The organism is Mesorhizobium sp. WSM4976 (assembly GCF_029625685.1).
In the GTDB taxonomy this organism is placed as follows: Bacteria; Pseudomonadota; Alphaproteobacteria; order Rhizobiales; family Rhizobiaceae; genus Mesorhizobium.
This window is the reverse complement of sequence record NZ_JARTVT010000042.1, coordinates 1-20,369: the sequence shown is the minus strand read 5'-3', so window position 1 is coordinate 20,369 and position 20,369 is coordinate 1. Positions and strand designations below refer to the sequence as shown.

Genomic DNA, 20,369 nt, shown 5'->3' with positions numbered 1-20,369 from the left:
TTTAGACTCCTGGCGCGGCCGCCTCGATTTCCCGTCCCAACCGAAGCATCTCACGCACCAGAAGGTCGAGATCGTCGTGGCGCGTGCGGTGATTGGCGATCGCCACCCTCAGGGAGTGCCGACCGTGCACGGTGGTGTCGGACAGAGCCGCGATGCCCTCTTCCTGTAGTCTGAGCATGATCTCCGTGTTGAAGACCTTGAGCCGCTCTTCGGGCACGCCGGCCAGCCGGTGGCGGAAGCTGACGATGTTGATGGTCGTCGGCGCCATCAGTTCGAGCGCCGGCTCCGCCTCGATCAGCTCGGCGAGGTAGCGGGCCTGGGCGATGTTCTGGTCGATCAACCGGCCGAACTTCTCGACGCCATGCTCCTTCAACGCCATCCAGATTTTCAATGCGCGGAAACCGCGCGACGTTTGAAGCCCGTAATCGTGCAGCCACTCTCCGGAGGCAAGGCCGCGCGGCGTCGATTCCAGATATTCCGGCGTGACGGCAAATGTGTTGCGGTGAGCCGATGCGTCCCGCACCAGCGCGCAGCCGGCCTCGAACGGCGCATGCAGCCATTTGTGCGGATCGAGCGCGATCGAATCCGCCTGCTCGATACCTGCGACAAGCGATCGGTTCTCGGGCGCGATCGCGATCAGCGCGCCAATGCAGCCATCGACATGAAACCAGAGATATTCTTCGGCCGCCACTTTCGCCAGCGCCTGCAGGTCGTCGACCGCGCCGGTGTTGACCGTACCGGCGGTGCCGATCACGCAGGCCGGCCTGAAGCCGGCCTCGCGGTCTTCTGCAATTGCCGCCTTAAGCGCCTCGATATCGATGCGAAGGCCTGCGTCGGTGGGGATCCGCCGCAGCGCCCGATTGCCGAGGCCAAGCGCCTCCATGGCCTTGCGGTGGCAGGAATGGACCTGGTCGGAGGCATAGTAGCGCAGCGGCTTTGGCATGGCGTCGACGCCGCGTTCGCGCACGTCGACGCCGGCCTTGGCGTTGCGCGCCACTGTCAAGCCGATGATGTTGGCCATCGAACCGCCGCTGACCAGCGTGCCGCTGGACGAAGCCGGGAAGCCCATCATCTGCTTCATCCAGTTGACCACTTGGCTATCCATCAAGCCGGCGGCATGGTTGCCGCCGCCGAGATTGGAGCCTTGGATCGCGGCCAGGAAATCACCGAGCGCGCCGGTGAAGTTGCTGGATCCCATATACCAGGACCAGAAACGCGGATGGATGTTGCCCATCGGATAAGGCATGACGTTGCGGGCGACATCGTCATAGATGTCGGCCACCGGCGCCGGCGATCGCGGCAATGGCGCCGAGAAGAACAATCGCACCTCGGCCGGCATCTCGCGCCAGACCGGACGCTCACGCACATCCTTGAGATAGGCGATGGCGTCGTCGAGGATGCGGTGCGAGAGCGCCCCAACATTGGTCCAATCCGGCGGATCGAGCGTTTCGTCCGTGGTCGCCGCCTCCTGAAAGCTGTCCATCCGTATCTCCCGCCGGCATGTGGGTGATCATATGCACATAGCGACGTCGCCGTTTCGAACGGCAACGTCGCGGTCGTATCGTCAGACCTCGAACTGGCAGCTCGGCGTCGAGCGCGAGAGCGCGGTCTCCTCGGCGTCCATCTCGGCCTCGATCCCGTCGAAGAGCGGCGTCGACATATAGCGCTCACCCGTGTCGGGCAGCATGCACAGAATGACCGAGCCGGCCGGAACCTTGTCCGCGATCTGCCGCGCCACGGCGAAGGTGGCGCCGCCGGAGATGCCGGTGAAGATGCCTTCTTGTTGCGCCAGCGCCTTTGCCCATTTGATGCCTTCGGGACCGGGGATCGGCACCACTTCGTCATAATAGTGCCGGTCGATCGCCTCCTGCAGGACATTGGGGATGAAGTCCGGCGTCCAGCCCTGGATCGGATGTGGCTCGAAAGCCGGATGGCTGGCGGCCGGCGCCCCATCGGCGCCGCGCTCCTGGGCCTTGCCGCTGCCGATCAGTTGCGCGTTCGCCGGCTCGGCAAGCACGATCCTGACTTCCGGCCGTTCCTGGCGTAACACGCGGCCGACGCCGGCCACTGTACCGCCCGTGCCGTAGCCGGTGACCAGATAGTCGAGCCTGGAGCCGGCGAAATCATTGATGATCTCGCGGCCCGTGGTCGCCTCATGGATAGCGGCATTGGCTTCCGTTTCGAACTGGCGCGCCAGGAACCAGCCATTGGCCTCGGCGAGCTCGACGGCCTTCTTGTACATGCCGAAACCCTTCTGGGCGCGCGGCGTCAGCACCACCTTGGCCCCCAGCATGCGCATAAGCTTGCGGCGCTCGATGGAGAAGCTGTCGGCCATCGTCACCACCAGCGGATAGCCTTTCTGCGCGCAGACCATGGCAAGGCCGATACCGGTGTTGCCGCTCGTCGCCTCCACGACCGTCTGGCCGGGCTTGAGCTTGCCGCTGCGCTCGCCTTCCTCGATGATGTTGAGCGCCAGCCGGTCCTTCACCGAGGCCGCCGGATTGAAGAACTCCGCCTTTACATAGATCGTCGCGTGATCCGGCCCGAGATTGTTGATGCGGATGACCGGCGTGTCGCCGACCGTGTCGAGAATGCTGTCGAACAGCCGGCCGCGCCCGGCCGTGGTTCTGATTTTCAATTGATGCAACATGGATCTTTCTCCTCGAAATCTCACATGCCGGTTACAGACCGGCGGATTGGGCGGCGCGGTTTCGACACCTTGCCGTGTTAGTTGCGCTGACTTGCCGTCAATTCGGCCAAGGCCGCATGCGGCTCGAAAACTCGCCGCCGGATGCGCCCTGTCGTGTTTGGTGATAGAATATGGATCAATCAGTCAGCGTGGGAGCGAGCGTGGAAACGGACGTGGAATCCGTTTGGTCGACTCAGAAAAGCGATGCAGCCCACCTTTCGATCAGGCTGCTCGGCTCGCTCGCGATCATGCGCGGCGATGTTCCCGTCGCGCTGCCATCGTCACGCAAGCTGCGCGCGCTGCTAGCCTACCTCGCGCTGGCGCCCTACCCTGTTAGCCGCACTCGCCTTTGCGAGCTTCTCTGGGATGTCCCCAACGATCCGCGCGGCGAGCTGCGCTGGTGCCTGAGCAAGTTGCGCGGCGCGCTCGATGAACCAGGCTTGCGCCGGATCGAGACGGAAGGCGAGACCGTGGCGCTTCGCCTCGGCGGTGCGAGCATCGATGCCGTCGAGGCGGCTGCCGCGGTTGCACAGGGGATCGCGACGCTTGGCCTCGACCGTCTGCTGGCCCTTGCGGAATTGTTCGCGGGAGATTTTCTCGACGGCCTGGAAATCGATCGCAGCCCGCATTTCGGCAGCTGGCTGACGGCGCAGCGCCGCCGTTTCGGCGCATGCCATGTCGCCGTCCTTGAGCACATCATTGCGCTTCTCCCCTGCGGAGCCGATGAAGCCGGCGCCTATATCGACAAATGGCTGGAGCTCGCGCCCTTCGATGGCCGCGCGCATGTGGCGCTGCTGGAGAACCTGGCACGGCGCGGGCAGTTCGGCGCCGGCGAGGAGCACCTCGCCACCGCGGCGGAGCTGTTTCATTCCGAAGAGCTGGATTTCACGCCGTTGCGCGAGGCCTGGCAGGAGATAAGAGCCCGCAACGCTGGCGCGACGCCAGGCACTAGATCCGAGCCTGTTTTCCCGGTCTCGGAATCGCCAATCGTCGCGATCGAGCCCGGATCCGCGGCGACACGCCGGGCTTCGCTCGCTGTGATGCCCTTTGCCGAGAGCACCGGCACCGGCGGCTTCCGTGGCGGGCTTGCCGACGGACTCGCGCATGACATCATCACGCGGCTTGCCAAGCTTCGCGATTTCTTCGTCATCGCCCGAGGCTCGGTCTTCGCGCTCGCCGAAAAGAACATTGCGCCGGAAGACGCCGGGCGGAGGCTAAATGTCGACTATGTCACGACAGGCTCGGTGCGCAGCCTGCCGGGACGCTTCGTCGTGTCGGTCGAGCTTGTCGAGGTCCGCACGGCAAGAATCGTCTGGGCCGAGACCTTCGAGCACAACCCCGACGACATCTTCATCGTCATCGAGGATATCGGCAACAGCATCGTCTCTTCAATTGCCGCCGAGATCGCGACAGTGGAGCGCAACCGCGCCTTGCTGAAGGCGCCCAATTCGCTCAATGCCTGGGAAGCCTACCATCGCGGCCTCTGGCACATGTATCGCTTCACCCGCCAGGAAAACGAGCTGGCGCAGCATTTCTTCGGCGAAGCGTTGAAGCTGGACCCCACTTTCGCGCGCGCCTATGCCGGCATGTCCTTCACCCACTGGCAGAACGCTTTCCAGCGCTGGGGCGACCGCGATCGGGAGACCGCGCTTGCCTTTGAAAGCGCCGGCCAGAGCCTGCTGGTCGACGACCGCAACCCCGCCGCCCACTGGGCCATGGGACGGGCGCTATGGCTACGCGGCGAGCAGGACGGCGCGCTGCTGGAACTGGCGAGCGCCGTCGATCTCAGCCCGAACTTCGCGCTCGGCCATTACGCGCTGTCTTTCGTCCATTCGCAGTCGGGCGATCCGCAGTCGGCGATCGGCTCATCCGACCATTCGCGCCATCTCAGCCCGTTCGATCCGCTCCTGTTCGGTATGATGGGCGCGCGCGCCATGGCCCATGCAAGGCTGGGCGAATTCGAAGCGGCGGCCGAATGGGCGCTGAAGGCGGCCGCGCGACCAAACGCCCATGTCATCATCCTGGCGATCGCCGCCCACTGCCTGGCGCTCGCCGGCCGGCAGGACGAGGCGCGGACCTTCGCCGCCATGATCCGCAGCACCTTGCCGAACTATCGTGCCGACGATTTCATCGCCACCTTCCGCTTCGACCGGGATGGGGAGGCTCTGTTCCGCAACGGCTCGAAGCTGATCGGGCTGAACTAAAAGCGCGTCGCGATCCTTCGGATTCGCTCCATGCGCTTTAGGTCTCTGATTCTACGCATCTTTATCCCGAAACCGGTTCCCACTTTCGGGAGACATGCTTTAGGCCCGGCCGGCTTCTAGTGGGATAGCGGGCCGCTGGCCTTTCTCCACGCATCGATGCCGCCCTGGATATGGCGCGCGCTGGAAATCCCGACATCGTGCGCCGCCTGTACCGCCATCGCCGAACGCTCGCCGAAAGCGCAATAGAACAGCAGCTGCTTGGCTGTTGATTTGGCCAGTTCATGAAGCATGCCGCCTGCCATGATGTTCTCCTGCAGCCGCGCATAGGGCAGATGGATCGCGCCAGGGATGACGCCGTGGCGCTCGCGTTCGGACTGCTCGCGCAGGTCGATCAGCGCCACGTCGGGTCGCCCGACCAGCGCCAGCGCCTGCTCCGCGCTAACCGCCCAGCCGCGAGCGGCGATGTCGTCCTGATGCAACCCGACCCGCATGTTGGCGGGCACGGCCACATCCATCATCTTCGGGTTGGCCAGGTTGAGATTGTTCATGATGTTCACATATTCGTCGACCGACTTCACCTGCAGGCGCGGGTTGAATGCCTTTTCCTCGCCGATCGTCGACACGGTCTCGCCCTTGTAGTCATGAGCCGGGAAGATCATCGTCTCGTCGGGCAGCTTGAGGAGGCGGCCGAAGATCGATTCATATTGCTGGCGCGGATCGCCGTTCTGGAAGTCGGTGCGGCCGGTGCCGCGGATGAGCAGCGTGTCGCCGGTGAAGACCCGGTCGGGCAGGACGAAACTGTAGGAATCGTCGGTGTGGCCGGGGGTGTAGACAACGTCGAGCGCCAGCCCTTCGATGGCAAGCTTGTCGCCGTCGGCGAGCCGCATCGACACCACGTCAGCCTTGGTCTGCTCGCCCATCACGGTCACGCAATGCGTCCTGTCGCGCAGCGCGCCGAGGCCGGTGATATGGTCGGCGTGAAGATGCGTATCCACCGCCTTGACCAGCCTCAGGTCCAACTCGTTGACCAGTTGGAGATAGCGATCCACCTTCTCCAGCACCGGATCGATTATCAGCGCCTCGCCGCCGCGCCGGCTGGCGAGCAGATAGGAGTAGGTGCCCGAGACGGAATCGAAGAGCTGGCGGAAGATCATCGTCGTATACCCCGCTGCATTTTCACCGCCGGGCCTCGCCCCGGCGGCCGTAGCAACATTCTACTGCATACGCTTCTGGAATCAGAATGGATTTCGAAAAATAATACGCCGGTAGACAGCCTTCCCTGGCCACGGGATACCAGCCCTCAATACGGTACGGGTTGATCGCTCAGAAACCTCAAAAGGCCTTGCTGAGACGAGCTGTCCGCGTACGCTGACGCATTGTCGGTCCCGTAACCCGCCTCGCCGCGGGAAACGTCCAGACCGGATACTGTTCGCCTGCGCAGACGGCTATCGCCGCAGCACCGCGCTCAGCACGTCCCTGATGCCGATCGCGCCGACGAAACGCGAGCCTTCGTCGAACAGCGCCACCGGCGCCGTCTGCGAGCGATGCATGGCGAGCATCACCGTCTTCAGCGGCGTACCGGGATTGGCCCAGAACACCTGCGCCCCTTCCTCCGGCTGGCGCTCGACATCGGCGCAGGAGACCCATACCGCCGGCTTGCCGTCGCGCTCGGCCGCGGCCACGAGGCCATGCTCGTCGATCTTGAAGCGCGTCGTCTTGCGACGGTCGAGCCACACCCAGCCATTCTCGCCCTGTTCCAGGTCGCGACGGTCCCGCATCACGTTCCACGCCGTCAGCACCGACAACGGGTTCACATTGGCGATGAAGTCGCGGACATAGTCGTTGGCAGGGCGCAAGACGATGTCTTCCGGCGCGCCGGTCTGCACGATGCGGCCGCCTTCCATGATCGTGATGTGGCTGCCGATCTTCAGCGCCTCCTCGAGATCATGGCTGACGAAGATGATGGTCTTCTTGAGCTCGGCCTGGAGCTGCAGCAGTTCGTCCTGCAGCTTGGTGCGAATCAGCGGGTCAAGCGCCGAGAACGGCTCGTCCATCAGAAGGATCGGCGCCTCGGTGGCGAAGGCCCGGGCGAGGCCGACGCGCTGCTGCATGCCGCCGGAAAGCTCATGCGCGTATTTCTTCGCCCACTGATCGAGATGGACAAGCTGCAGTTGCTTTTGCACGCGCGCCTTGCGCTCGGCTTCCGGCACGCCGGCAAGCTCGAGGCCGAAACCGACATTTTCCTCGACCGTGCGCCACGGCAGCAGACCGAACTGCTGGAACACCATGGCCACCTGCTTCTGCCGCAGCCGCCGCAAGGTCGCCTCATCGCAGGTGACGACATCGACAGTGCGGTCGCCGTCCTTGACCAGCACCTGGCCGCGCGACACGACGTTGAGCCGGTTGACGGCCCTCAGCAGCGTCGACTTGCCGGAGCCGGACAGGCCCATCAGCACCGAGATCTCACCTTCGTGCACAGTGAGGCTGGCGCCGGCGCAGCCCAGCACATTGCCGGTCTTTTCCAGGATCTCGGCGCGCGTGGCGCCCTGGTCGATCAGCGCCAGCGAACCTGCCTGGTCGGCGCCGAAGACGATGTCTACGTTCTTGAAATCAACCGCGACGGTCATTTCTTGCCTCCAACGCCGATGCGGGTCATGCGGTCGAGCACGATGGCTAGAACGACGATGGCGAGGCCCGCCTCAAGCCCGAGATCGATGCGGCGCGAGCCGAGCGCGCGGTTGATTTCCGTGCCGAGGCCGCCGGCGCCGATCAACGCGGCGAACACCACCATCGACAGCGACAGCATGATCGATTGCGTCAACCCCGCCATGATGGTCGGCAGCGCCGATGGCAGTTCCACCTTCCACAGGAGCTGGCGCTTGGTGGCGCCGAAGGCCTCGCCCGCCTCGATGATTGCCTTGGGCACCGAGACCACGCCGAGATGGGTGAGCCTGACGGCCGTCGGGATGACGAAGATGATGGTGACGATGAGGCCGGGCGCGTTGCCGAGCCCGAACAGGGTGAGCACCGGGATCAGATAGACGAAGGTCGGCAGCGTCTGCATCAGGTCGAGCACCGGCAGCATGACGCGGTAGACCTTCGGTTTGTGCGCGGCCCAGATGCCGAGCGGCACGCCGATCGCCATCGCCATGGCGGCTGCGGCAACCACCAGCACCAGCGTCTGCACCGTCTGTTTCCACAGGTTCTGGTTGATGATGAAGATCAGGCCGAGGAAGACGCCGATGGCGAGCGGCCGCGAACGCTGCAAAAACCACGCGATGATCGCGATGACCAGCGCCAGAAGCACCGGCGGCACCATCAGCATGAGGTTCACCGCCCCGTCGAGGATGAAATTCAGCCCGTTTGAGAAGGCCCGGAAGATGGTGTCGAAATTATCGGTCAGGAAGCTGAAGAACGCCTTGCCCCATGGCCCGATCGGGATCTTGTAATCGGTCAGGAACTTAGAAATCGGATCCATCTTTCCCCTCTCGGCTTCGCCGCGCTTGCCGCGCGGTCATCCTCTCACGTCTCCACGCATATGAAAAAGGGCAGCCTCATCAAGGGCTGCCCTTTTTCGGAGTTATGCCGGCGGATCAGCCCCCGAGCGCGGTCTTGACTGCCGCAGCCGCGTCGCCGCCATCGAAGGTGGTGACGCCAGCTATCCAGGGCGCAACCGCATCCGGATGCTTCTTCAGCCAATCGGTCGCGACAGTCTGCGGATCGCCACCCTTGAGAATCGCATCCATCATCTGGCCTTCCATGTCCAGATTGAACTTCAGGTTGGAGATGAACTTTCCGGCGTTCGGGCATTCGGTCGTGTAGCCCTTGCGCACGATGGTGTAGACGGTGGCGGCGCCGAAGCCGCTGTCGCCCATGCCGTCTAGATAGGTGATCTTCATCGCGCCCATCACCGGATGCGGCGTCCAGCCGAGGAAGGCGATCCACTCATTGTTCTTCATGGACTGCTCGGCCTGCGTCAGCATGCCGGCTTCCGAAGACTCGACCAGCTCGAACCCGGCGAGATTGTCGGCCGGGTTCTTGATCATGTCGAGGATGATGCGGTTGCCGTCATTGCCGGCCTCGATGCCGTAGATCTTGCCGTTGAACTTGTCCTTGAACTTGCCGAGATCGGTCAGTGTCTTGACGCCGGCATCCGCGACATAGGTCGGCACGACGATGCCGTAGCCGGCGCCCGTCAGGTTGGTGCTGATCGTCTCGATCGAGCCCTCTTTCGTGTAGTCCTTGATGTCGTTGGTCATCGACGGCATCCAGTTGCCGAGGAAGACGTCAAGGTCCTTGTTCTTCAGCGAGGCCATGGTCACCGGCACCGAAAGCTGGATCGTCTGCGGCTGATAGCCGAGCGCGGTGAGCAGCACCGAGGTGAGGCCTGTGGTGGCCTGGATGTCGGTCCAGCCGACGTCCGACAGGCGGACCGCCTTGCAGCTCGCCGGATCGCCGGCATAAGCGGCCGTCGTGGTCAGAAGCGCCGCAAGGCCGATGCCTGCGACGATAGATTTCATATGCGACATGAACTTTCTCCCATTGCAATTCTTGGGCGATGCGAAGGTCACGGTTCTTGCGCCCGCCTTGTTTCGTCAGCCAAACACCATTTTGAAACTGTTTCAAGCGCTTCAACATCACGACGAACGGCGCGCGCTGGCCATTAAGCGACATGACAGGCTTTTGAACGACATGGAGTTTTTGGTGGACGGCGCCGGGGGCCCCTCCCGCGCCGCGGCAAGTCGGCTTAAAAGCACCTATGGCCAAGCTCTACTTCCACTACGCAACGATGAACGCGGGCAAGACGACAATGCTTTTGCAGGCGTCCTACAACTATCGCGAACGTGGCATGTCGACGATGCTGTTCGTCGCCGGCCACTACCGCAAGGGCGACAACGGGCTGATCTCGTCGCGCATCGGTCTCGAATCGGAGGCTGAGATGTTCCGCGACGGCGACGATCTCTTCGCCAGAGTCGCCGAGCATCACGAACATACGACCGTGCATTGCGTGTTCGTCGACGAGGCTCAGTTCCTCGAGGAGGCGCAGGTATGGCAGCTTGCCCGCATCGCCGACCGGCTGAATATCCCGGTGATGTGCTACGGCCTCCGGACCGATTTCCAGGGCAAGCTGTTTTCCGGCTCGCGCGCGCTGCTCGCGATCGCCGACGATTTGCGCGAGGTGCGCACCATCTGCCGCTGCGGCCGCAAGGCCACGATGGTCGTCAGGCTCGGCTCTGACGGCAAAGTGGCGAAGCAGGGCCAGCAGGTCGCTATCGGCAAGGATGTTTATGTTTCGCTCTGCCGCCGACATTGGGAAGAGGAAATGGGCAGGGCTGCTCCCGACGACTTCATTGGCTTCACCAGCGGTTGATCCTAAGCAGATATCCGCGGGGTGCCCACGGATAGTTCCTTTAGTTCCGCAGGTTCTGATCGCAAAACCGTGGGACACTTTTGCGGAACCTGCCAAAGTCATGCGGCCGAGACGCGCCGCTTGGGAAACCGCCAGCCAAGCCGCACGCCGAGGGTCGCCAGGGCAATCAGCGCCATGCCGGCAGCCTGCGCCGGTCCGAGCGGATGGCCGTACAAGGCCCAGTCGATGATGATGGCGACGACCGGATAGATGAACGTGAGGATGCCGATCACCGGCGTCTTCAGGCGTGGAAAGGCGGAATTCATCAGCACATAGGCGATGCCGGTATGCAGGACCCCGATCCCCGCCAGCCAGCCCCACGACGCACGCGGGATGGGATGGCCGATGTCGGCGAGCGGGGCGAGCAGCACGACCCCGACCAACGTCTGGCAAAGCACGGTAATCTCCGCTCGCTGTTGTCCAAGGCCTTTGGCGAGAATCGTTGCCACCGCGTAAAGCAGGGCGGCGCCCAGCGTCAGCCCGATGCCCAACGCCCATCTCGCGTCGGCATGGCCATGCGTCACGACAAGGCCGCTGGCCAGCACGACGCCGAGGAACGCGCCAAGCATCCATAGGATCTGGTCGGGCGAGATGCGTTCCTTGAGGAAGATGACGCCGATCAGCACCACGAAGAACGGCTGGACATGGTAGACGATTGTCGTCGTCGCGATCGATGTCATGCCGAAGCCGGCGAAGAAGGCCGTCCAGCTCAGCACCATGCAAACGCCGCCGAGCGCGGCAAGCGCAAGCCGGGATGGGGACAGCGTCCGGTCCGGCAGGTAGCCGCGCAACAGGCACCACGCGGCCAGAAACAGCGAGCCGAACACGCATCGCCAGAACACCACGGTGACGGGATGTTGTCCCGATTCCGTAACGAAGGCGCCAACCGTGCCGGCGATCACCATCGCCAGAGCTAGGCTCTCGGCGGGGAAGCGGGCGATCGACATCTCCCTCATCATCGGCTCTCCAAACGGGTCGAAGATCATCTGGCCAGCCGCAACGAATTCAATCAAGCGAATAGATTTGTGAGTATCTATTCGATATGCTGATAGCGCCATGGCCGCTCCGCTCGACCTCAACCTCTTGAAAACCTTCGTCGCCGTTGTCGAAAGCGGCAGCCTCTCCAATGCGGCGCCTCGCGTTGGTCGCAGCCAGTCGGCGGTCAGCATGCAGATGCAAAGGCTGGAAGACATGGTCGGCAACCAGCTTCTGGTGCGGGGCCCTAGAACGGTCACCCCCAATGCGGCCGGCGAGGATTTCCTCATCTATGCGCGCCGGCTGCTGAAATTGTCCGACGAGGCATGGGCGAGCGTCACCCGGCCGAAGGAGACAGGCAGTGTGCGCCTTGGTGTGCCGGACGACTACGCGGCCTTTCTTCTGCCGCCTGTGCTGTCGCGTTTTGCCGAGGATCACCCACTGGTCACTGTCGAACTCGTGTGCGAGCAGTCGACCGCGCTGGTGAAGACCCTGGCGGAGGGACGGCTCGACCTGGCGATCGTCACCCGCCTGCCGGATCAGCCGCTCGAGGTGATCAGGCTGGAGCGCTTTGTCTGGGTCGCCTCGCCCAACCATGTCGCCTGGGAGGCCGATCCCCTGCCTGTCGCGCTTTTCGAGCCTGGCTGCGCGGCAAGGATGAATGTGCTGCAGGCACTCGGCGGTGCCGACCGATCCTACCGGTGCACCTATTCCAGCGCCTCCCTGCTCGGGCTGGTCGCGGTCGTGCAGGCCGGGCTCGCAGTCGCCGGCCTTGCCCAGCGAAGCGTGCCTCCGTCGCTGCGCATCATCGGTGCCAATGAGGGGCTGCCTGTGTTGCCGGACCTAGAGATAGGCATCCTGCGCAACCCTTTGTCGACGACGGCGGCCGTCGATCGTCTGCATGATTTTCTGCGCCGCGACCTGGCCCAGCATGCCTGAGCAGCGGACATCGTCGGTGGCCCTGGGGTGTGGCGTTTGTCAAGGCTTCGCCCTATAAGAACGACAGTCAGAAATCTCCGGGGTCAGCCATGCTTAGAGCCATTTCGTCCGCCGCGCTCTTCCTGATTGCAAGCGGCATTGCCGCCCATGCCGGCGACGCGGCGCTGGGCAAGAAGGTCTTCAATCGTTGCATCGCCTGCCATGAGGCAGCGACGGACCACGACAAGGTCGGCCCGCATCTGATGGGCGTCGTCGGCCGCAAGGCCGGCTCGGCGGAGAGCTTTGCCGGTCATTATTCGCAAGCCATGAAGGATGCGGGCGCCGCCGGCCTGATCTGGGACGACGCCAACCTTGCCGAATATCTCAAGGCACCCAAGCAGAAGGTTCCAGGTAACAAGATGGCCTTTACCGGCCTGACCAGTGACGACGACATCGCCAATGTGATTGCCTATCTCAAGGCCGACCCGAAGCCCTGATCGGCGCGGCAGAAACCGGCATTCGCGCAACCGTCGCGCGAAAGGGTGGTCGCTGAATCACTGATTTCGCCGTCACGGCCACAACAGATTTTCCGGCGCTGTTTCATCACCTTGGCTGTTCGCAAAACCAAGAGCTTAAGGCATATCAGCTAAAGCTATTTAAATGCGGCGCACATTACTGGGCGCCTTACGCATGCTTGCCTTGTATTTCAAGGACCTGACCAGTTCTTTTGTTTTGGCGCCTCTCCTTGTCTTCCTTCTTTCAATCCCTTGAAGCCCCACATATATTCGCCGCCACGACATGGAAACGGATGCCGAAGCGGGAGGCCCCAATGGCGACATTGCAGAATTTCGATGCCGAAATTGCCAAGACCAAGCAGGTCGTGCAGGACATGCGCACCAAGATCGAGCAGTCCGGCACGGTTCTTGACACGCTTGCTCAGGCCGACAAGAAGATCGGCGACGCCAATTTCGACATTGAGAACGCCCGCATCGAGGACGTGCTCAAGCAGCAGAAGGTCATGGAAGGCAACATTGCCGACCTGATCATCGGCCTCGAGGACGCCACCAATGTCTTCGGCGCCGAATTCGAGAGCATGAAGAGCTATACCGGCTGGGAGAACTTCGTCGGTGTCTTCTCCGAGCAGCGCAAGCAGCGTATGCGCACCGACCGTGTTCGCAACATGTCGCTGGCCGGCAATTTGCAGGAGCTTTTGGCGAAATCGGATACCATTGTCGGCATCCTAAAGGCGCAGAAACAGATCCTCGACCAGCGCTACAAGACTTCCGAGAACAGCCTTTCGCAGGTGATCGAGCGACGCAAGGCGACCATGTCCAACCTCGAAGCGGTGCAGAAACGCATCGAGGAATTGAACCCCCTGCTGCTCGACATCGAGAACAAGATCGCCGCGTCCACGACGCAAAAGGAGCGCACCGAACTCGAGGGCGAGCGCTCCAAAATGGCGACCGAGTACAACGAAAAACAGGCGAAGGAACAGGAACTGCTCGCCGAAAGCCAGACGCTGGAGCGCTACACCTCGATGTTCCAGACCTTCGTCGATTCGCTCAACAACCAGATCGCCGCGCAGTCGACGCTGATCAACAAGCTGACCATCGACACCGAGCAGCGCATCGTCCTCTACAAGGCCCTGGAAGATTCACTGAAGACCGCCGCCCAGCAAGACGTCGCCCACAAGATCAACACGCTGGGCAGCCAGGTCGACAACACGGCGGAAGAGACCATGGCCGGCATCGGCGCCGCCTCGCAGAAGCATATCGGAGATCTGCTCGAGATGCATGAAAAGAACATGGTGGCTTCAGCCGACATCCAGCGGCGCAAGAAACTTGCCGACGACGCTTTCGCGCGCCGCTTCGACGATGTGATGAAAAAGCACAATTCCGCCAACTACGTGCAGCAATAGGCGGCGCCGCTGATCTCATCTCCACGGCAATCCCATGACACCTGAGAACGACGCGGCGATCCGCTATTTCTCCGCCATCATGGCGGCGCTGGGCGGACTGGAAGTGTTCATGCGCGACGACCGCTCGCCGCTTTACCGGCACGGCATCGTCGCCAGGATCGTCGCGAAATATATCGCGCGGCTGGACAAGTCCTTTGCCTGCTGGCGCAACCGGCTGGGCTTCATGGACACCTTCCGCATCTCGCGCGCCGAGAGCGGCTATCCCGTGTTCCAGAACCTGCTCGAGCTGGAAAACGACCGCCAGCAGGCCGATGCCCGCCTGGCCAACATCCCGCAGACCGGCGAGCTGCGCGAGGAAATGGCCGACTTCATCCTGCGCCACAAGGAGTTTCCCGAAGCGCTGCAGAAATCGATGGCCGAGCGGCTCTATCTGGAGGACGTCAAGAGCGAGGCGACCTTCGGCCCGTTCACGCTTGCGCAGACGGCCAAGGTCTCGGTCAACCCAAAGACCATGCGGCCCTATTATCTCGTCCACTGGGCCACGTTCGACGGCAGCGCCAACCTGCCGCTGATCTACATGGTGACGGTCGAGGACTCTTCCGAAAGCATGGTGCGCCAGCTTGTCGATGCCAATGGCAAGCTCAATGAGCACGTCGACATCCCCCTTCCCGTCGACGGCCTTCTCAATCCGGAGCTTGCGCACCGCTTCGACGACTTCACTGAGAAGAACTCGGCCTACACGCTCTCGCCGGCGACGATCGCGGTCAATCTCGACAAGGATTTCGAACCGCTGCATCCCAAGCAGCTGCGTCGCGTCGTGCTGGGACCCTTCTACTCGGCCGGTATCACCGACAACAATTCGACCGTGGCCGAGGTGCTCTCCAAGGTGCGCAAGCCGGAAAACGCATGGCTGCTCACCTGGACCATCCAGGAGGTTTTTTCCAAGAGCGAGAAGCCCGGCCGCAGGGGTCTTTTCTCCAGCGAGAAGACGACGCAAGAATTCTTCATCAACACCGACGATCTCGAAGCGGCGCGGCAGGGCGTGTCGAGCTACGAGAACCATGCGCTGATCCCGCACGAGGCCTACCAGGCGCTCTACGCCGCCGGTGAAGCGCAGAAGATCTTTTCCGGCTACAAGGTCCACATCCTGTCCAACGGACAGGTCATCAGCGATGTATGATCGTCAAACCGCGGAGCATCCTTCATGGACACCGGCCTGACCACGATCTCGGAAGCTGCAATCGAAAAGCACCGCGCGACCGCGCAGAGCTTCATCACCCGCATCGTGGTGCTGGAGGACCCGTCGCGCGAATCGGGCACGGCGCTCGCCGGCACCAACCGCCGCTTCGTCTCGACCGTTTCGGTCGGCTCGGTACGCCGCACGCGCGAGGTCGAGCTCTCGAAGACCGTTGCCGCGATCCATCCCGACGACCAGTTGATGACGATCCCGCAGCACACACTGCTCTACCGCGCGCGACGTGGCCTGGCGATCGCGCTCGCCATAGCGGGTGTCTTCGCCGAAGGATCCGATCTCGAAAGCCTGCAGGCGAAAAACGCGCGCGCGCCACTGGAAGGCGACGAAGCGGCCACCTTCAAGAAGCTTCTGTCGGCGTCGGCTTACGTCTCCGCTTTCAGCTTTGCCTCCTATTTGTTCCAGTTGATCGACAGCGACGGCCAGGCGCCGAACGACATCGCCGAGCCCGACTTCCTGTTCGACACGACGCAGGACGCGGTGAAGTCGATCGTCGCCGGGCTCGACAAGGCGATCGCCGGTTCGAAGGATGACGCCGACCTGACGACGCGGGCACGCGCCTTTGCCCGTGTCGCCATCGACGGGCTGCTGGCGCGCAAAGGCCGATTCGCCGGCATCGGCCCGTTCGAGAACGCGCATATCCGCATCGATGTCGACGATTTTACCCTCGACGGTTTCGACGTCGCGCCCGGCAAGCGCTCCAAGCCGCTGGTCATGACCTTCAAGAAGCCGGAAGAGGTCGTCGGCAACCACATCGCCAAATTTCAGTCGGTCAGGCTGGCCAAGATGCTCATGGCCTACGACTTCGAGCGCGAGCTGAATCCCTTCGTCGAGCTTGGCGGCTTCCTGTTCACCTTCATCGGCGACGGCGCGCCAGGCACCGGCAAGACGACGCTGATCCAGATGATCGCCGGCCTCGTCAACGGCTACTGCCAGGTCGCCGGCTATCCCTTCGCCTACGAGAATTTCGGCGTCGACCAGATCTCGTCCTACCAAGGCAAGTCAGGTCAGAACTGCCGCCAGTTCATCAACAACGTGCTCAATCCACGCGTCATCGGCTTCGGCACCATTGACGACATCGACCAGGTGGCGGCGCGCCGCTCCGACGACCGCGCTTCCGCCGGTCAGCAGGAGATCACCGGCGTGCTGATGGACGCCTTCGCCGGCGCCTCGACGGTGGTGCGCGGCAATTGCTCCTTCGGCATGTTCTCCAACTATCCCGAAAATGTCGACGACGCGCTGCGCCAGCGGGCCGGCGCGCGCTGGCTGGTCGACGGCCCGCAGACCCGCGACGACTATATCGACATCTTCGTGCTGCTCGCCGGCAAGAATCACAAGATCCCGCTGGGTGCGCACGAGCTCTATGCCGCGCAGGAAATCCAGCGTGCCGTGGCCGAAGCCTATGAGGAGCATGAGAAGCCGCAGGAAGACGGGCTGATGAAGGTCTATGAGCGCTACATGAAGGAGAATGGCGCGCCCAAGACCATGGCCGATATCGGCACCTATCTGCACATGATCAAGGAAGCCGAGCCGCGCTTCACCGGCCGCGCCATCAAGAACGTCACCGACGCGATCAAGATGCGCGCCATGGATATCGAGCTGCCGGACGACTGGTTCGAGAAGCCGGAAGCCTTCATGCACAAGAGCTACGACGACAAGAAGGCGATGATTGAGGAACTGCGCGGACCATTTTCGATGGACATGGTCATGCAGGAGATCAACCGCTACGCCGATTCCGAATTCCGCTACTCCGACAAGTCCGACGACGCGGCGGTGGAGAAGCTGTTGCGTGACGCACGCCTGCGCGAGCGCGCGGCGCGCAAGATGGAGGAGTTGAAGAAGAAGGGGGCGTGGAATGCCTAGCGCCCCGCCGATAGTGGCAGGCTCACCGGCCGCCGCCAAAAAGCCTGACCTCCTGCGCGACAACGAGCTGATCTACGGCAGGCTGCTCGCCGTCGACGAGCCGCATCTCATCGAGCGCTACAACAAGGCTCTTGCCGCGTTCGGCCTCAAGCCGACCAAGCTTAAGAGCTTCCAGATCGACCGCACCGGCTTCTCGCCCGAGATCGCCGAGGAGTGCGGCGACTACGACTATCTCGACCCCAACGAGGTCAACCGCCGCTTCATCATCCTGACGCCGTCGCAGATCGACCTGCCGGTGGTCCACACCGCCTTCTCCAATACCTCGCAGCTGATGTTCGAGTTCATGTCGAAGAACCAGCGCGCCATCGACGCGCTGACCATCAAGGACGTCATCTACGGGGAGATCGAGGACTCCGTTCCCAAGGTCAACGACATCGAGGACCTGCTGTCGATCAACCAGGTCGAGTTCAAGGTGCTGTCGGCCGAAGACGTGCTGGGCAAGGCGGCCGAGCTTGGCAAGCTGGTCGACCGGCTGAAGCAGGAGCCCGATGCCTGGCGCGACAACGACATGCTGCAGCGCATGGTCGATCTAGCCAAGGTCTGCGGCGACATCCGCGAGAACGCCCTGGTGCCGGACCAGGTGATCTTCCGCCACAATGCCTACTGGACCAGCCATTTCGGCGGTCTCTATGTCTTCGTCGACCCCGATATGACGACGGTGATCTGCGACCCGGCTGCTCCCGGCTTCCGCCGCTCGCGCCCCTGGCAGGTCAGTTACCTGTCGATAAACGACGCCGACAAGGTGTTCCGCTTCCTCGCCGCCACCGGGCGTCTCGACCTGCCGCGCGCTTCCTGGATCGAGGCTTCCGGCTATCTCGAGCACCGCGCCGAGATGGTCGTGCGCGCGCTCATCCGAGACGCCGAACCCAGCCGCAACCTGACCGACGTCGACAAGGTCTGGCTGCAGACCTGGATTCAGCGCAATGCCGACCTGATCGCCAGCGACGGCAACTTTCCCTTCCTCAATGGCGCCAAGCGCGAGATCGCCCAGTTCGGCCATCTAAAGATTGAGGATGTGTCGCCGCGCCAGCGTTTTTTGGTCGTGCGCGCCAAGCCTGAACACCCCGAAGCCTGGCTGACCAACCAGTTGATCTCGGACTTCGTGCCTCAGGACTTCGTATCGCGTTACGTCTTCAACAAGCCGGGCTTCTACAAGGACTATGACGGCTTCAGCGACGCCTGGCGAAGCCATGTTGTGGATGTTCTGAAAACTACATATTTGAAGGACAAGGTGGCGCTTCGCGCGCGCCTTTACGGTTTGACTGACTAGAGCATGATCCCGAAAAGTGGGAACCGGTTTTCGGAGGAAGATCATGCTCCAACAAAGAGTTAGATCAGGATGACGTTCCAACGAAACGTCGTCCTGATCTAGAGCAATTCCAAGGAAAATGTGGGCGGTTTTCCGCCCGGAATTGCGCCAAAACAAAGGGTTAGGGCAGATCGCCGTTTCCCTTGAAACGGTGAGCTGCTCTAAGGGGGTACCACAGCCATGCTCGACCCGATCGTGAACTTCTTCACCCAGATATTCCAGTGGATCGGCCGAGGCATCGGCTTCGTCATCGGCATCGTCCTGTGGCCGTTCATGTGGGTGGGCCGCTGGTACGGCCAGCGCAGCTGGATCCTGAAGGCCGTGGTCGGCCTTGCCCTCCTGGTTCTGATCGGCCTCTACGCGAATTTCTTCTACGCCACGCAGTGGTGGAATAATTTCAACCCGAACTATCCAGACGCCTACACGTTCGAGAAACGCAACGTTTCTGCCGGCGAGCAGGTTTCCGCCGGCGCCGGGACGGACACGGCGAAAACCTGTGGCAACTCGGCGATCGCCCAGGTTGCCGCCGATCTGACGGATTTCAACGTCAATCAGAATGCCTGGATCTCGTCGATGATCCTCTACAGGCTCGGCCTGTTCGGCATCGACTGGGACAACACGCCCTGGATGGACAACAAGGCGTCCTTCCAGCGCGGCATCAACCAGGCGGTGCGGCGCACCGCGACCGAGCTGGCCGACAATCTCGGCCGCGTGCGCACGACTTCGCAGATCGATGCCGACCTCCAGGATGCGCGCGGCAATCTGCAGTTCGACGAGTATACCTGGTATTTCGGGCTGAACCCGTTCGGCCCCAAGACGCCGACGCCTAGCTATTATCGCGACGCGGTGCGCAAGCTGCGTTCCTTCAATGCGCGTCTGGCCACCTGCCAGGCGACCTTCGACGCGCGCGCCGACAATCTCAAGCAATATATCGACCGCATCGCCTCGGATATCGGCTCGACCTCGGCAATTCTCAAGGAGCGCGCCGAAAACCACAACAATGGTTGGTTCGATACCCGCGCCGACGACCGCTTCTGGTTCGCCTATGGCCAGCTCTACGCCTATTACGGCCTCATGAAGGGTGCCCAGGCCGACTTCGAGGGCGTGCTCAAGGAAAAGCACCTGCAGAATCTCTGGGACACGATGGACCAGCAGTTCGTCTCGGCGCTGCGCATCCAGCCTTTCATCATAGCCAATGGCCGCGAAGATGGCTGGCTGCTGCCGACGCATCTGACGACGATGGGCTTCTACATCCTGCGCGTGCGCTCCAACATGGTCGAGATCAGCAACGTTCTGACCCAATAGCCCGGCTGTCAGCGGTCAGGGGAGATGGCGGATTTGCGCCTTCGCCCCTGTCGCTTTTCGCGCATTAGGCGGCTGTTTTGAGACGGCGAAACGGCCCCCGCTCTGGCTTCTATACGGCGCAATGACCAGGGCCGAAAAGACTACCTTGAAGAGGCCCGGCGACGGAACACTCTTTCTTAACAGGAAACATTGTTGCATGGAAGTTGACGCCGCGCCAACGACATGGTTAGAACATGCCCTTGCGTCCGGGCGGCGTTTCGACCATGCACGAATGATCGAACCCCTCCCCTCCACCGCCTACTCCAGAGGAAAGCCGTCATGGCCGAAGTGAAGTCCGACATCGAGATTGCGCGCGCCGCCAGGAAAAAACCGATCCAGGAGATCGGCGCCAAAATCGGCATCCCGACCGAGCATCTGCTGCCCTATGGTCACGACAAGGCCAAAGTGTCTGCCGAGTTCATCAAGT

The 20,369-nt window shown here is 62.5% G+C and carries 17 protein-coding genes; 10 read left to right on the top strand and 7 right to left on the bottom strand.

Annotation, left to right across the window (positions count from 1 at the left end; genetic code table 11):
* Position 1 precedes the first annotated feature (1 nt).
* Both P9272_RS33040 and P9272_RS33035 read right to left on the bottom strand, forming a co-directional pair.
* The gene (locus P9272_RS33040; protein WP_278164250.1) at positions 2-1,483 is read right to left on the bottom strand and encodes an aspartate aminotransferase family protein; all 1,482 of its coding nucleotides are present in this window, start codon (positions 1,481-1,483) and stop codon (positions 2-4) included.
* Positions 1,484-1,564: 81 nt separating this feature from the next.
* Complete coding sequence (locus tag P9272_RS33035) at positions 1,565-2,650, bottom strand: pyridoxal-phosphate dependent enzyme (RefSeq protein WP_278164248.1); 1,086 nt, start codon at positions 2,648-2,650, stop codon at positions 1,565-1,567.
* Positions 2,651-2,937: 287 nt separating this feature from the next.
* Here P9272_RS33035 and P9272_RS33030 point away from each other — a divergent pair, with 287 nt between their 5' ends.
* Complete coding sequence (locus P9272_RS33030; protein WP_278164270.1) at positions 2,938-4,893, top strand: transcriptional regulator; 1,956 nt, start codon at positions 2,938-2,940, stop codon at positions 4,891-4,893.
* A 116-nt stretch (positions 4,894-5,009) separates the two neighbouring features.
* Here the strand turns inward: P9272_RS33030 and P9272_RS33025 are convergent, their stop codons facing one another.
* The 4 genes from P9272_RS33025 to P9272_RS33010 form a co-directional block, all read right to left on the bottom strand.
* Entirely contained in the window at positions 5,010-6,047 is a 1,038-nt protein-coding gene (locus P9272_RS33025) for an MBL fold metallo-hydrolase (protein WP_128258437.1), read from the bottom strand.
* A gap of 291 nt (positions 6,048-6,338) precedes the next feature.
* Positions 6,339-7,520 (bottom strand): choline ABC transporter ATP-binding protein, encoded by a 1,182-nt coding sequence (gene choV, locus P9272_RS33020; protein ID WP_278164245.1) that lies wholly within the window; start codon positions 7,518-7,520, stop codon positions 6,339-6,341.
* Positions 7,517-8,371 (bottom strand): choline ABC transporter permease subunit, encoded by an 855-nt coding sequence (gene choW, locus P9272_RS33015; protein ID WP_128258439.1) that lies wholly within the window; start codon positions 8,369-8,371, stop codon positions 7,517-7,519. The genes choV and choW overlap by 4 nt, the downstream gene beginning before the upstream one ends.
* A 115-nt stretch (positions 8,372-8,486) precedes the next feature.
* A complete protein-coding gene (locus P9272_RS33010) occupies positions 8,487-9,422 on the bottom strand; it encodes a choline ABC transporter substrate-binding protein (RefSeq protein ID WP_128258440.1) in 936 nt (311 codons plus the stop codon).
* A 230-nt stretch (positions 9,423-9,652) separates the two neighbouring features.
* Here P9272_RS33010 and P9272_RS33005 point away from each other — a divergent pair, with 230 nt between their 5' ends.
* A complete protein-coding gene (locus P9272_RS33005) occupies positions 9,653-10,264 on the top strand; it encodes a thymidine kinase (protein WP_128258441.1) in 612 nt (203 codons plus the stop codon).
* 98 nt (positions 10,265-10,362) lie between these two features.
* Here P9272_RS33005 and P9272_RS33000 read toward each other — a convergent pair whose 3' ends face one another.
* Entirely contained in the window at positions 10,363-11,262 is a 900-nt protein-coding gene (locus P9272_RS33000) for a DMT family transporter (RefSeq protein ID WP_278164241.1), read from the bottom strand.
* A 97-nt stretch (positions 11,263-11,359) separates the two neighbouring features.
* Between P9272_RS33000 and P9272_RS32995 the strand changes: the two genes are divergently transcribed.
* The 8 genes from P9272_RS32995 to P9272_RS32960 all read left to right on the top strand — a co-directional run.
* Positions 11,360-12,217: a LysR substrate-binding domain-containing protein gene (locus P9272_RS32995; protein ID WP_128258442.1), complete on the top strand. Its 858-nt coding sequence runs from the start codon at positions 11,360-11,362 to the stop codon at positions 12,215-12,217.
* Positions 12,218-12,306: 89 nt separating this feature from the next.
* The gene (locus P9272_RS32990) at positions 12,307-12,693 is read left to right on the top strand and encodes a cytochrome c family protein (RefSeq protein ID WP_128258443.1); all 387 of its coding nucleotides are present in this window, start codon (positions 12,307-12,309) and stop codon (positions 12,691-12,693) included.
* A gap of 332 nt (positions 12,694-13,025) precedes the next feature.
* Positions 13,026-14,114, top strand: coding sequence for a hypothetical protein (locus P9272_RS32985; RefSeq protein WP_278164238.1), 1,089 nt, complete (start codon positions 13,026-13,028; stop codon positions 14,112-14,114).
* A gap of 34 nt (positions 14,115-14,148) precedes the next feature.
* Positions 14,149-15,294 carry a hypothetical protein gene (locus tag P9272_RS32980; protein ID WP_278164236.1) on the top strand — a complete coding sequence of 382 codons (1,146 nt, stop codon included), beginning with the start codon at positions 14,149-14,151 and terminating at the stop codon, positions 15,292-15,294.
* 24 nt (positions 15,295-15,318) lie between these two features.
* The gene (locus P9272_RS32975; RefSeq protein ID WP_278164234.1) at positions 15,319-17,229 is read left to right on the top strand and encodes an ATP-binding protein; all 1,911 of its coding nucleotides are present in this window, start codon (positions 15,319-15,321) and stop codon (positions 17,227-17,229) included.
* Entirely contained in the window at positions 17,222-18,559 is a 1,338-nt protein-coding gene (locus tag P9272_RS32970; protein WP_278164231.1) for a DUF6638 family protein, read from the top strand. The genes P9272_RS32975 and P9272_RS32970 overlap by 8 nt, the downstream gene beginning before the upstream one ends.
* Before the next feature lie 219 nt (positions 18,560-18,778).
* Positions 18,779-19,903: a DUF2333 family protein gene (locus P9272_RS32965; protein WP_278164229.1), complete on the top strand. Its 1,125-nt coding sequence runs from the start codon at positions 18,779-18,781 to the stop codon at positions 19,901-19,903.
* Between the two features lie 318 nt (positions 19,904-20,221).
* Positions 20,222-20,369 (top strand): formate--tetrahydrofolate ligase (locus P9272_RS32960; RefSeq protein WP_278164269.1); only part of this gene is annotated, 148 nt, incomplete at its 3' end.